Below are 13025 nucleotides of genomic sequence, written 5' to 3'. Positions count from 1 at the left end.
GTGTATGTTTTTTATTTTTTCTCGTTAAATTTTTTATAACTATCCATGATATAGACCTTCAAAGTTTCTTGGCTGCTGTTTTGGATAAATTTATAAGATGGTCTAAATCTTTCCTTAAACAGGGCTAGATCCGAACCATTGAGCGGAGTCAATTCTTTAATCAGGTTTTCTGAGAACTTTCTGTCAACTGCTCTTTTTTCGAGTTCATCGACCAGAAGTTTATAGTTTGAACGCGCTTGTTTTCCCTCTTTGCTAAATATGCGGCTTGGAGAAATCCGTACTCCACCGCGATTTTGACTGGCGTCAGAATACTTTCCTAAAGTCTTCTCGCGCTGGATTTCAGCAGCAAGTCTGCTGTCTGTCATCCGTTCGACGACAACTTCACTCAGTTCGATAACATTATTCATTCTGTTCAAATAGATTCTGCGTAAGCTTGTATCATAAATGAAGACTGTATCCTGTTCGTATCCGACGGCCTTGATCAACAAGAGGTCGTTTATATTGGCGTCAATAGCAAAGGAGCCATCTCTATTGGTCTGTACTTCAACCTTGGTTCTTAAATTTTGGATCTGTGCAGCCTCGATTTTCTCACCGCTGACAAGTTCCATAATAATCCCCTTGGTTTTTTCCTGTGCAACAAGATGTCCACTCATTAGCGTAATAAGTAAGCAGCTTAGAATCGTTTGTAAGATTTTCATGCGAATAAATATAGTTATGTATTTTCAATCTATGAATGAACAGGATATTTGCTGTTTTGTTTACGCCGTACGTTCATGATTGTTCTCTAGCCAAAAATAACGAATAGATTTTGAAAATTTGCTAATTTGCTTTCCACGAATTATTGTCTGGATTCTTGTCTGGCATAACCATGTCTGGATCTAACTGTACGGATTGCAATGATTCTGTGGTCGGTATTTTAAATTGCCATACATCGTTTCTTTCCCAGATTTCCACCGGTAGTTTTTTTCGGATCTTCTTGCCCGATACGGTTGTCGCTTCAATAATAACTGGCATCGGTAATTTTTCGAGATTTTCCACGGTGACAAGTGCGCCAAATTTTGGCTCGTTGTTGACATAGGATACTGATTTTATACCTTGGTCCATTTGCCAGTTGTTGACAAACCACCCGCGCCAGAACCAGTTTAGGTTTTCTCCAGCACCGTTTTCAATGGCTTTGAAGAAATCCTCTGGAGTAGGGTGTTTGTAAGCCCATTCTTGGATATATTTTTTAAAAGCGTAATCGAAGCGCTCAGGACCGATGATTTCGTTTCGCAATAATTTCAGTCCATAAGCTGGCTTATAGTAGACCAAAGCACCAATATTACGTTCTTTCATGTTTTGCGGGGTACTCATGATCGGTTCAAGATTACGGGCAGTAAAGATGTAGGATCTGCTCGCCTGATTACGGTAATATTCACCATTATTGAATTCCTTTGTAGCGAGTTCGTTAATAAATGTATTGAACCCTTCATCCATCCAGCCATGTTCACGTTCGTTGGATGCGACAATCATTGGGAACCAATTGTGACCAAACTCGTGGTTAGTAACCCCCCAAAGTGAACCTGCTTTGGCCCGATTGCCACAGAACGACAAGGCTGGGTATTCCATTCCACCAACATTGGAAGCTACATTCACAGCTACAGGGTAAGGATATTCAAACCAGCTTTTTGAATAGATTTCAATTGCGGCTTTTGTATATTCTGTCGAGCGTTCCCAGGCATTGTTACTGTTACTTTCAATTGGATAGGCTGACAAAGCAAGGGATTTTTTTCCGCTGGGCAGATTGATCTTCGCACCATCTACTATAAATGCCGTAGAGGAGGCCCAGGCAATGTCTTGCGCATTATTAAGTTGATATTTCCAGGTTAAGGTTTTCTTGTCAGGTCTGGAGTTTTTTGCGGTAACTTCTTCGGCGGAGCGGATGATTACGGTTTCATCGCTACGTTGTGCCTGTTGGTATCGTTTGAGTTGCTCAGCTGTAAATACTTCCTGTGGGTTTAACAATTCGCCACCCAAGACAACCATGTGGTTTGCTGGAGTAGTGATCTCAACCTGGTAATTTCCGAATTCACGATAGAACTCTCCTGGTCCTGTATAAGGAAGCGTATTCCAACCTCTAATGTCGTCATAGACACACAGTCTTGGGAACCATTGTGCAATGGCATAGATTTTTCCGTTTTTTGTATCAAGTATACCGGTACGATCAGCTCCATATTTAGGAACGGTGTATTGGTATTTAATCTTAAAAGTTATTTTTCCGCCCTTGCTCTTTAATGCCGTCGGAAGTCGAAGCTGCATGCGGGTATCGTCAATAATATGTTCGATCGTATTTCCGTTTACGTCCGTAACCGATTGTATCTGATATCCACCATCAAAAGTGGAGTTGCCATCACCGTAACGGCTGTCGGTCAAGGGGGAGATCAATTGACCACGGCCATGTTGTGAAAACATATTTTGATCTAACTGCAACCACAGATAGTTCATATTGTCCGGACTATTGTTACTATAAGTAATCTCAACAGCTCCTGTAATTTGATCATTTTGATCATTCAGGGAAGCCTGAATTTTATAATCGGCTGCATTTTGCCAGTAGGCAGGGCCCGGTTTTCCGGCTGCGGAACGATATTCGTTACCATTATTTTTAAAAAACAAGGGTGCAAAGGCCTCAGTATAGCTATAATTGGATGTTTTCTCCTGTGCAAAGGCCGGATAAGCATAGCTCAACGCAACAAGGCTTAAAGAAGCCAGTGCAATTCTTTTCATCATACGTTTACTTAAATTATGTTTATTTGCTCCAATATACAATGAAAAGTACATTGAGCCAAAAAAAACGAAAACGACGTCTTAAAAGTTAAGGGAAAAAGGGGGACTTTAAAGGTGTATTTGGTACAATTGGAGGCTTTTTAAGACCTCCATTCCAGGGAGCTTTCTGGAACTATTTTAAATTTGTTACGTACTCTGTTTCATTAAAACCAAGTAATATGCCTTTATTGTATTCAATAACGGGACGTTTAATCATACTCGTGTTTTCCTGAAGCACCTTATTGGCGCTATTACTGTCTACGACTTGTTCTTGAGTTTCCGGAGATAGTTTTTTCCATGTAGTTCCCTTTTTATTCACTAAGGCCTGCCAGTCTACCTGTGTTTCCCATTCTTTTAATTTATCCTCACTGACACCTTCTTTTTTGAAGTCATGAAATTGAAAGGGGATATTGTTGTCTTCCAACCATGTAAGTGCTTTTTTTACTGTGTTACAATTTTTGATACCGTATACCTGTAGCATAATAGTGACAATTTGGTGAATCCAAATTTAATCAATCTCGACACAATATTTAAAATAATTCGTATTTCTGAATACATTCAAGATGCCTTATCTGTAATCCAATGATAATTGCGGATATCCTGTTGTTCATGGTATTGGGAAAAATAGGGACAAGTGGACTATTCTATTCAAAGGAATAATCAGAGGTTTATGATTTGTTAAGATTCTATATTCCCTATGGATTGATAGTGTATTTAGTACACTATAAAAATTAGGAAGTAATAATAATTTTTAATAATTTAGTAGCTTCAAGTATAATGAAAGATTAAAATAAATCAATAACAGAAATATGAGCCTAAAAGATTTTAAAGGTGTATTGACAGGAGATCAAGTACAAGAGTTGTTTGAGGTAGCGAAGAAACATAAGTTTGCTTTGCCTGCGGTAAACATTATCGGAACAAACTCTATCAATGCGGTTATGGAAACTGCGAAAGCAGTAAATTCTCCTGTAATTATTCAATTGTCAAATGGTGGAGCGCAATTCTACGCTGGTAAAACCTTGAACAACGATAATTTACAAGCTTGTGTATTGGGAGCGGTATCTGCAGCACAACATGTTCATTTATTAGCTGAGCATTATGGTGTAGCGGTTATTCTGCATACAGATCACGCAGCTAAGAAACTTTTACCTTGGATCGACGGTTTGTTGGACGCTGGCGAGAAATTCTTTGCGCAACACGGAAAACCATTGTTCTCTTCTCACATGTTGGATTTATCGGAAGAGCCAATTGAAGAAAATATTGAAATTTCAGCTAAATACTTAGCACGTATGAAACCACTTGGTATGACCGTGGAGATCGAGTTGGGTGTTACAGGTGGTGAAGAAGATGGTGTTGACAACTCGGATGTAGATAGTTCAAAACTGTATACTCAGCCGGAAGAGGTTGCCTATGCTTTTGAAGAACTGTCTAAAGTATCTGACAAATTTACAGTGGCAGCTGCATTTGGTAACGTTCATGGTGTTTACAAACCAGGTAATGTGAAGTTGCAACCAGTTATATTACACAATTCACAAGAATATATTCGTGAGAAATATAATCTTACTGCTGAAAAACCAGTAAACTTTGTATTCCACGGTGGTTCTGGTTCATCTCCTGAAGAAATTGCAGAAGCGATTTCATACGGTGCAATCAAAATGAACATTGATACCGATATGCAATGGGCGTTTTGGGATGGTGTGAGAGCCTATGAAGCGAAAAACCACGATTATTTGCAAGGTCAAATCGGTAATCCTGAAGGAGCTGATTCTCCGAATAAAAAATATTACGATCCACGCGTTTGGTTACGTAAAGGTGAAGAAACTTTTGTTGCTCGTCTGAAAGAAGCGTTCGCTGATTTGAATGCAGTAGATGTCAATAGCAAACTATAAGTATAAGCTAAAAAATAGATTATAAAAACGTCTTTAGTGCCCCCAAAAAGTTAAACACTTTATGGGGGCATTTTTTTATGTCAAAATAGGTTAAAAATATTGTTCTTAGTAGGAATTGGCTTATTTTTTGACGAACAACAATAAAAAGTCAAGTAAATATGAAATTTTTAGGAGTCAGTGTAATTCTTTTATTAATTGCCCAAATGGGGTTTGGGCAGGTGAAGCAAAATGTTGGCGATTTTTCTTCGGTTGTAGCGACAGACAAGATTCAGGTGGAGTTGATTAAGTCCGACGAGTCCTTGGTGACGTTTGAAGGACAGAATCACGAGAATGTTAAGGTGGTCAACACAAATGGATCCTTGGTTTTGAAAATGAATACGTTGAACATGCTGCAAGGGGGGAATATCTCTGTGAAGGTGTATTACAAGAGTTTGAACAATGTGGAAGCAAAAAAAGGGGCCAAGGTATTTGCGACCACAAATAATACAGTTGCTGCTGATCACTTAAAAGTATATGCTTCAGAAGGTGGTCTGGTCGATCTCTATACAGCGGTAAAAACAGCTGAAATAAAAGTGACCTCAGGTGCTACAATCGCTTTGTATGGAAAGGCAAACAAACAGGAGATCATTTCGAATTTTGGCGGTAAATATGAAGGAAAAGATTTTAAGACGAACACCACGGTGGTAACCGTCAATGGTGGTGGTAAAGCGGATGTTTATGTTACTGATTCCATCGAAACCAAAACACGTGGCGGTGGCGTCATTGATGTTTATGGAAAACCAGAACAACGTGTAGAAAAGAAAATGGCTGGTGGAACAGTCAATTTTAAATAAGTGAACTGTCTTGGATTTGTCAATTTTCTGATGCTTAAATTTTAGGTGATTGAAGCGAAAAGAGTGAAATTTAGGGTAGGAGATGGAATAAAAAGGGTTTAACTTAACCGGGGTAATGATCGTCGTTTAACCTTTTTATTAAAAAGGTCAGTTATTTTGTTTTTCTCATCAGAAACCTTCTTCATTTGTGCTTAAAATATCTATTTTTGTAAGGGAATAATAAAAATAGTATTATGGCAAAGCGTAATTATGTTTCAAATTCTACGGAATCTACGCGCATGTTCAAGAATGACTTTTTAGAGTCTTTGACGAAGGTGCATTGGAGTGTACCTTTGATTTTCTATGTACCCGTGGTTGTGTTCTTTTCGTATAAAGCGCTAGTTTGGGGAGAGGTTTCCTTCTTAACATACATGGGGTATTTTATTTTTGGTTTAGCTTTCTGGACTGCTTTTGAATATGCATTACATCGTTGGGTATTTCATTTTCACCCGACAACGGAATGGGGAAAGCGAATTGCTTTTATTTTCCATGGTGTGCATCATGATTACCCAAGAGACCGTATGCGTTTGGTGATGCCATTGTCAGCGAGTATTCCACTCGCTCTTTTGGTGTATCTTGGTTTTACATTGTTTTTCTCGAATGAGTTTATCCTGGCCTGCTTTTTCTCAGGTTTTATGGTGGGGTATTTGATCTATGACGAATGTCATTATGCGATGCACCATGCTAATTTTAAAAGCGGCATTTTCAAACGCATCAAGCAGCACCATATGTTGCATCATTATTCTGATCCCGAAAAAGGCTTTGGAGTAAGTTCTTCCTTATGGGATGAAATTTTACGCTCAGGTTTCGAAGAAAAGGAACCCAAAAAAGAATCTACTTCCTTAAAAGAAGAAAAAGCATAAATTGAATCACATCAACTAAAAAAGCCCTGGATAGTTTCCAAGGGCTTTTTTTATGGATTAATTTTTATTTATCAATGTGATCAAGTGGGCTTTGTAGGCCAACTTTAGATCAAGGGTTTCTTGTTGGGATTGGCCTGCAGGTATTCCAGTTTGAACTGAAACATTTGGGCCATTTTCTGCGCACGCCATTTGGCCTCTTCGGCCTTTTGTCCACTGTATAAGCAATCTACTGTTGCTTCGAATAAATTGAGCCATTGACCAAAGTGTTGTGCATCAATGGGTAAATTGATATGGGGTGGAAAAGGGCTGCCGAAATAACTATGTTCATCCAGCAGGATAGTCTGCCAGAAACTATACATCTTTTCAAGATGTATAGCCCAATTGTCTTGGATTCGTTCTTTAAAAATAGGTCCGAGCAAAGTATCTTTACGTATCGTCGTATAGAATTGATCTACTAATACTTTAATGTCATCGAGTGTCTGAATATCCTGTTTCATCGGCGTATGATCTATGCTCATGAATAAAGGCCTATAGCTGGATCAAAAACTTTTTCATGATGTTTATCTGGATTAAATGTAGTGACATTTATAGAGAATCGCATCACTTGGATGTAAAGATGTCTCGTTGAAATTTTGTAATTCTCTTTTATTGTCAGTAAATTGACTCAATACTAAGGGAAAAACATATGGGAAAATACGTTCTTTTAATCCTATTATCGATGGGATTTTATGCTGTTGAGGCACAGGTTACAACAATTTCGATCAATAAGGAAAATTTTCAGTCTTCTGGTTTTCCATTTAAGGGGAAGCGTGTGTTACAAGTAGAACGCCTTCAGACTCCAAAAGAAGATAATTATATTGTTTTTTCAAAAGAGGAACGGGGTGCTGATCCCGACAAACTTTATGTACAACAATTTCAGCAGATCGATGGAATGTGGCAGCTTATGGCTGATGAATTGATATCCGAAGAAGGGATTGTTACGTCGGTTTGGGAATCTCGAAAGGCATTTTTTGATGCGGATAGGGATGGTAAATTGGATGCATTATTTATCTATTCAAGGCATCCAAAGGATGACCTGCAAAAGCAGCTAAGCTGTATTGGACTAGTTCTTTATAAGAATAAGTTTTACCGTCTCCGTGCAGAGGAAGCAGATGGTTATAGCCAAACAACGTTTTCGGACAATTATGCATCCCTACCGGTTGAGGTAAAAGAAAATGTGGAACGTTATTGGAATAATCTGGATAAAAGATAATATAGGCTACGCGTCTGGAATCTACCGAAAGATCGATGGATCATACGATCTTTCGGTAAACTTGTTATTGTATATTTGATCAAATAGTAAGCATTTCCGCATTTTTTGATCACTAATTGATTTTACCTATGAAAGGCTCATTCAATAGGTTATCTCAAAGCATGGACAAGATATCGTTTAAATCAATGTTACTGGAGTGCAGCGAGCAATTGCTTTTCTTCTTCGATTTGCGTTTTACTGATTACGTAACGTGCGATATGCTGGTCCTTCAAATGGTCTATCGTTTGAATAACATCTTTCGTGCGCGCTTCTTTGCTAGGTTTAATCAATACAATCATGTCCTTTGTATTGGGCATGGTGCTAATCTTAGCTTTTAACTGTGCAATAACAGCCGAGAGCCCTTTGTCGATATCTACCGGTATTTGTGAAGAGCTGATCGGTTTTTTGAAATCCCCATGATACCACATGAATTTTCCTTCGCCCAGGATAAGAGTTGCCGTGCGGTTTTCATCAATAAGAACCGAACTTTCTATAGCTGATTTAGTTTTGTCTGGCATGGCGATATCCATTGCAGATGGTTTATTTAATGTTGTGGTCAACATAAAAAATGTAATGAGAAGAAATGCGAGGTCTACCATCGCTGTTAAATCTACTTTAGGGGCCATTTTCCTGCTTCTTATTTTTTTCTTTCCCGTTTCTTGCGTTTTTTGATTTAATTCTGCCATGATCGTCATCTTTAGGTTAACACGTTGTTGTTACTCCTTATAATGATGGCAGAAAAGAATGGATTCCACAGTGTTTTTTAAAAAAAAATTGAAGTTTTTTTTAGATACTTTCTGTGTTTTTTTTCTTAACTGTTGGTAATCAGTTTTTTTACCTGGTGTTTTGGTTTGTTCGTTGTTGATCAGATTTGTTTAATTCGCTTGTTATTTTTCCTTTCATCCAATTTAGGTCGGTTGCTAGGCTGTCGAAATTTATCGAGTTGGTTTGGTGACTTAATTTGAGTAACAAGGTTACTTTCGTTGTGATTTTAATTTTTGTACAAATAGTTGTGTTTGCAAAAAAGCCCTTCAATGCTGAAAGGCTTTTCTTGTGGAGTGGTTGTTACGTTACTCAGCAAGCGCCTTGGTTAGGTATGCGTTTATAAATTATTTTGTTATCTCTTTGTACATAGTCGCCCGCTACTATTGGATACGAATACTTAGGCGCGTACATGACACCACGACCCCTTATCGTTATTTTGTCGTTTACTTTCAAGCTTCGCAATTGTTGAAATTCATTGGAATTTTCCAGGCCAAAACTGAGAATATAGTCTTCACGATTAATTCTAACCATCACACCGAAACCTAACTGTGCTCCTAGTGGAAGATAAAGCGAAGTTACAACTGCGGCTATGTCGGCAGAATTCTTTATCTGATTGTTTATTTTCGCCGCGTTGTCAAGTACTTTTATGCCTTCGGGAGATTCTTGCCATTTTTTGAACTTTATACCATTAGGACTCGCTTCCCATTTATTCCTTTCGGCGGTCATTTCAGAACGAGTGCGTGATTTCGCAGCCGATTTTTTAAAAGTTTCATTTTTGATTTCGCGATTGGCAAATGCCAAGCCGCTTCCTATGGCAAGCGGTAAGACCAATAAATAGATAATTTTTTTCATATTTTTAAAAGTTTAATGAAGATTCGATTTATCACAGTAAATTAGATCCGTTCAAACTTTTTTCTCGTATCCTTTTTAGCGTGATGTAACAAAAATACGTTGATGATTCTTATATAGTGGGATTTAGACTGTAAATAGTGATGTAATCTTTGTAAATAAATTGTAAATCGTATGTCTGAAAGCCGAAATATTTTCTCAGGGAACCGGAAGTACTTGTATGGCGGGATAATGCTCTTGTTTATTGCAATGGCCTTTATCGCTTTTGATAAGACTGGTACAGACGATTTTGATAGCGCCAGGAGAGAAGTTTTGCTTCGGCGGATAGGGGATGAACTGCTTACACAGTCGGGTGACAGTAGATCAAGGGTGCTTCCGATTGAAAAGATTGAAGAAAATGAATATCAGATCAGGTTTGAGAATGAAATCACCTTTAAACCGGACTCGCTGGTGAGTGCTATTCAGCGCCTGTTGGTCAATGATCCTCTTGCCAGTGATTACGTTGTTAACGTCCTGAATTGTGGCAACTCAAGCGTAGCTTATGGATATGCTATTTCCAGTAATAAAAAAGATGATATTATTGCTTGCAGAGGAAGAGTGCAACCTAAAGGATGTTACATGATCAATATTAAATTTAAACCGAGCGGGATAAATACAGCAGCGAATAACTATTTTCTTGGTATCGTGTTGTTTTTAGCATTTGCTGGATTCTTTTTTTTGAAATCGGATCGGAGGCGAAGCATTGTGTTAGACGATCAAAATAACAGTATTTTAACCTTTGGGGCCGTTTTGTTTAATCCGCAGGAGCGAGAAATGATCATTAATGAAAACACCATAGATCTCACTGGAACGGAAACCCGTTTGTTACATATTTTAGCCTTGTCTCCTAATCAAACGATAGCGCGAACACGACTGCAAAAAGAAATTTGGGAAGATGAGGGAATTATTGTTGGACGCAGTTTAGATATGTTTATATCAAAACTTAGAAAAAAATTGGAGTTTGATCCGAATATCAAAATTACGGTTATACGTGGTAAAGGATATAAACTTGAGGTAAGTTCTTAAGAAGAGTAAGGAGATAAATTTGGCTAAAATGCAAAAAGCCTTTCATTTCTGANNGCGGAGAGTGAGGGATTCGAACCCCCGAACCTGTGACAGTTAACGGTTTTCAAGACCGCCGCATTCGACCACTCTGCCAACTCTCCGCGACAAAAGTAGAAATTTTGTGTAGAATTACAAAACTTATTTTACATTTTTCTTTGTTTAAAAGCAGTTTTAGCACTCTTAAATAGAAATGTAGCTGAATACCAGTTGGTTATTTTTAGGGGTTGACCACCTTCCGATGTCATATTGGAGATAGCGGACTCTGCCCTGGACGATATGTCCGCTTTAGATGGGATCATAATCTTGTTTTAGGTTATTTATTGCAATTAAAAATGTAATCATGAACGTATTCTTAAGGAGCAAACATGATCCGATTTTTCAATTCCCGAACTGTCGTTCTAACTCCTGTAATTCAAAAATAACTTCGTTGATTGATCGGTCAATTTTAGCGAGTTGTCTTTTACCCAGATAAAAGTAGGAAAATAGAATCCAGCTATAGGTTGGAAGGTAAGTCAATAAATAATAGTGGAAACTAGCACCCGCTAGGATTTCCCGAAGATAGATCGAGATCGCTATACCGAGAAGTAGATGATAAATCGGCATATTCCAATGAATTCTTTTCTTTCGAAAGGAGTCAAACTCTTGCCACTGTTGTAAATGCTCGGTAGGTAAAGCTGCTTCGTTGATCTGTTTGACTTTACGTGCAGTGGTCAACATTAAGTATGCCTGTATAAAACAAAGGAACGATACGATAAACATCGCTGTGTACAATGTGAGCGTTTTATGCCTAAAATCAAGGAAATATGCCAGAGCAAGAATAATTAATCCTGTTGCAAGCAATAAAACAGCACCGGCTATTTCTTTCCTTATTAATTCTTGACGAAAGTTTTTGGCCTTATTCAGGTGTTTTGGGGGCAAGATATTTTGTTTGCTATCCTGTTTCCAAAGATGTTGTAAATCGTTAAAGTCTTGCATATTTATGGAAAATTTCGGTTAATTCCTTTTTAATTCTATGGATTTTTACACGGAGATTATTCTCTGTAATTCCCGTAATTTCTGCTATTTGCTCATAAGGTTTTTCATCTAATACCAATGTGATCAGTACTCTATCAGCTTCTTTCAGCTTGCTGATACATTTGTACAGCAGATCAATCTGCTGTATTTTTTCATTCGATGAATCCTCTGGTATATCGATGCAGCTTGTGTCGGTCATTTTTTTTAAATGCTGATGTTTTTTTCGCATACTCGTCAAGCAATTATTGATCGCTATTCTGTAGATCCAGGTGCTTAATTTGGCATCGTTGCGAAAACTGTCGAGTTTTTTCCATACAGTAATGAAGGTCTCTTGGATTAAATCTTCTGCATTATCTCGGTCTCCGGTATAACTGAGGCATAACTTGCGGATGGCCGGCGCATATTCTTTGTAAATAATCTCAAAGTTTTCTTTGTTGGTCATCGGGTTATTTTAAAAATGTGTCTAGTTCTTTAAAAAACCAAATTGGCTGATCATACATAATAAAATGCTTACTGTTGGTATTGCGTAAAGTTAGCTTTTTTACATACTTATATTGCTCGGAAAGAATCTGTTGTGATTTTTCCAGCGTTTCGTACTTACTACCTAGCACCAAAACGGGTATCGTAATTTTAGCAAGATCCTGGCGGATATCCGTCGTCATCATTTCATAAAACGCAGATGCTAATGTAACTCTATCGCTTTGTACTTGCCATTCGGCTATTGTTTTGGCTTTTATAGAATCAGTTACCAGCTGTCGTGCTATATTTTCAGCATACACACTAAGTTGTTGGTTTCCCATCGAAGTAAATTGTGCGATAAGTGCATCTTTATCGACAAACTTTTTCACTTCCTCTACACTTGTATTTGGGTTCTGCATGCCCGGGTAGAACGGTACTCCGTCCACAACGATAACTTTTTGAAATAGCGAAGGTGCGGTGCTTGCGATCCAGAGACTCAAAAAGCCTCCTAAACTATGGCCTAGAAGAATCGGATTTTGCAATTTTTTTGCCTCTGTATATGCTATGATTTCATTGCGCATAGTCTCAAGCAATGCTTCTTTAATAGCTGCTTGTCCTGCGAAGCCAGGAAGTGTAAGCACGTGACATTCGTATTTGTCTTTTAAGTGATTTACAGTTTCTGTCCATACGGTTCCACTACAACTATATCCTGGAATAAGAATGATCGGTGTTCCTTTTCCATAGATACTGACCTGAAAATCATATTTTTTTTGTGCAAATGCCGATCCGTAAATCATAAGTAAAAGTATTGAAATACCGACTTTGGTGAAATGGCATAAATAGTTCCGTAGATCTTTATTGATACGAAGAACAATAGTTTTCATAAGAATTGAATTTAAAATTAGTAATTATGGTTTTCTAGAATATTCTGCCTATTAGATGTTATGAATTACAGATTATTACATAAAAGAATGAAAAAAGTGAAAAAGAGTACATGTGACCAGGAAGAGTTGAGGGAAATGTTGTTTTCTTGTAGGTAACGCTCTGATAATTCGAATGGAATGGTACTATAAGAAAATTGATCTTTTGATGGGGGAGAATAAAGGGGCAAAAGCAA

14 protein-coding genes and 1 tRNA gene are annotated in these 13025 nt (G+C 37.9%); 5 read left to right on the top strand and 10 right to left on the bottom strand.

Going from position 1 to position 13025, the window contains the following annotated elements:
- Positions 1 to 11: 11 nt before the first annotated feature.
- The 3 genes from B4Z90_RS15030 to B4Z90_RS15020 all read right to left on the bottom strand — a co-directional run bounded on the left by B4Z90_RS15030 (position 12) and on the right by B4Z90_RS15020 (position 3283).
- Entirely contained in the window at positions 12 to 653 is a 642-nt protein-coding gene (locus B4Z90_RS15030) for a hypothetical protein (protein WP_286802679.1), read from the bottom strand.
- A 166-nt stretch (positions 654 to 819) separates the two neighbouring features.
- Entirely contained in the window at positions 820 to 2766 is a 1947-nt protein-coding gene (locus B4Z90_RS15025; RefSeq protein WP_239468752.1) for a M1 family metallopeptidase, read from the bottom strand.
- 169 nt (positions 2767 to 2935) lie between these two features.
- Positions 2936 to 3283, bottom strand: a complete 348-nt coding sequence (locus B4Z90_RS15020; protein ID WP_070566141.1) for an ArsC family reductase — start codon at positions 3281 to 3283, stop codon at positions 2936 to 2938.
- Between the two features lie 328 nt (positions 3284 to 3611).
- On the opposite strand from B4Z90_RS15020, the gene fbaA reads away from it, so the two are divergent.
- The 3 genes from fbaA to B4Z90_RS15005 all read left to right on the top strand — a co-directional run bounded on the left by fbaA (position 3612) and on the right by B4Z90_RS15005 (position 6426).
- Entirely contained in the window at positions 3612 to 4691 is a 1080-nt protein-coding gene (fbaA, locus tag B4Z90_RS15015) for a class II fructose-bisphosphate aldolase (RefSeq protein WP_046672381.1), read from the top strand.
- A gap of 158 nt (positions 4692 to 4849) precedes the next feature.
- Positions 4850 to 5524, top strand: coding sequence for a head GIN domain-containing protein (locus tag B4Z90_RS15010; RefSeq protein ID WP_286753175.1), 675 nt, complete (start codon positions 4850 to 4852; stop codon positions 5522 to 5524).
- Positions 5525 to 5757: 233 nt separating this feature from the next.
- Positions 5758 to 6426: a sterol desaturase family protein gene (locus B4Z90_RS15005; protein WP_236585996.1), complete on the top strand. Its 669-nt coding sequence runs from the start codon at positions 5758 to 5760 to the stop codon at positions 6424 to 6426.
- Positions 6427 to 6530: 104 nt separating this feature from the next.
- On the opposite strand, the gene B4Z90_RS15000 is transcribed toward B4Z90_RS15005, so the two are convergent.
- Positions 6531 to 6923, bottom strand: a complete 393-nt coding sequence (locus B4Z90_RS15000; protein WP_286802677.1) for a group III truncated hemoglobin — start codon at positions 6921 to 6923, stop codon at positions 6531 to 6533.
- A gap of 188 nt (positions 6924 to 7111) precedes the next feature.
- On the opposite strand from B4Z90_RS15000, the gene B4Z90_RS14995 reads away from it, so the two are divergent.
- On the top strand, positions 7112 to 7678 hold the full coding sequence (locus B4Z90_RS14995; RefSeq protein WP_286802676.1) for a hypothetical protein: 567 nt from the start codon (positions 7112 to 7114) through the stop codon (positions 7676 to 7678).
- A gap of 188 nt (positions 7679 to 7866) precedes the next feature.
- Here the strand turns inward: B4Z90_RS14995 and B4Z90_RS14990 are convergent, their stop codons facing one another.
- Both B4Z90_RS14990 and B4Z90_RS14985 read right to left on the bottom strand, forming a co-directional pair.
- A complete protein-coding gene (locus B4Z90_RS14990; RefSeq protein ID WP_070566193.1) occupies positions 7867 to 8403 on the bottom strand; it encodes an ExbD/TolR family protein in 537 nt (178 codons plus the stop codon).
- Between the two features lie 388 nt (positions 8404 to 8791).
- Positions 8792 to 9334, bottom strand: coding sequence for a hypothetical protein (locus B4Z90_RS14985; protein WP_286802675.1), 543 nt, complete (start codon positions 9332 to 9334; stop codon positions 8792 to 8794).
- 246 nt (positions 9335 to 9580) lie between these two features.
- Between B4Z90_RS14985 and B4Z90_RS14980 the strand changes: the two genes are divergently transcribed.
- Positions 9581 to 10396, top strand: coding sequence for a winged helix-turn-helix domain-containing protein (locus B4Z90_RS14980; protein WP_286802672.1), 816 nt, complete (start codon positions 9581 to 9583; stop codon positions 10394 to 10396).
- Positions 10397 to 10451: 55 nt separating this feature from the next.
- Here B4Z90_RS14980 and B4Z90_RS14975 read toward each other — a convergent pair.
- The 4 genes from B4Z90_RS14975 to B4Z90_RS14960 form a co-directional block, all read right to left on the bottom strand.
- Positions 10452 to 10536 (bottom strand) — tRNA-Ser (locus B4Z90_RS14975).
- Between the two features lie 277 nt (positions 10537 to 10813).
- On the bottom strand, positions 10814 to 11410 hold the full coding sequence (locus tag B4Z90_RS14970) for a hypothetical protein (protein WP_088162823.1): 597 nt from the start codon (positions 11408 to 11410) through the stop codon (positions 10814 to 10816).
- On the bottom strand, positions 11397 to 11891 hold the full coding sequence (locus tag B4Z90_RS14965; RefSeq protein ID WP_088162822.1) for an RNA polymerase sigma factor: 495 nt from the start codon (positions 11889 to 11891) through the stop codon (positions 11397 to 11399). The genes B4Z90_RS14970 and B4Z90_RS14965 overlap by 14 nt, the downstream gene beginning before the upstream one ends.
- 4 nt (positions 11892 to 11895) lie before the next feature.
- Entirely contained in the window at positions 11896 to 12792 is an 897-nt protein-coding gene (locus tag B4Z90_RS14960; RefSeq protein ID WP_286802668.1) for an alpha/beta fold hydrolase, read from the bottom strand.
- Positions 12793 to 13025: the final 233 nt, after the last annotated feature.

It is taken from the genome of Sphingobacterium sp. UBA5639 (assembly GCF_002421245.1).
GTDB lineage: Bacteria > Bacteroidota > Bacteroidia > Sphingobacteriales > Sphingobacteriaceae > Sphingobacterium > Sphingobacterium multivorum.
This window is presented reverse-complemented; position numbering and strand designations above follow the sequence as displayed.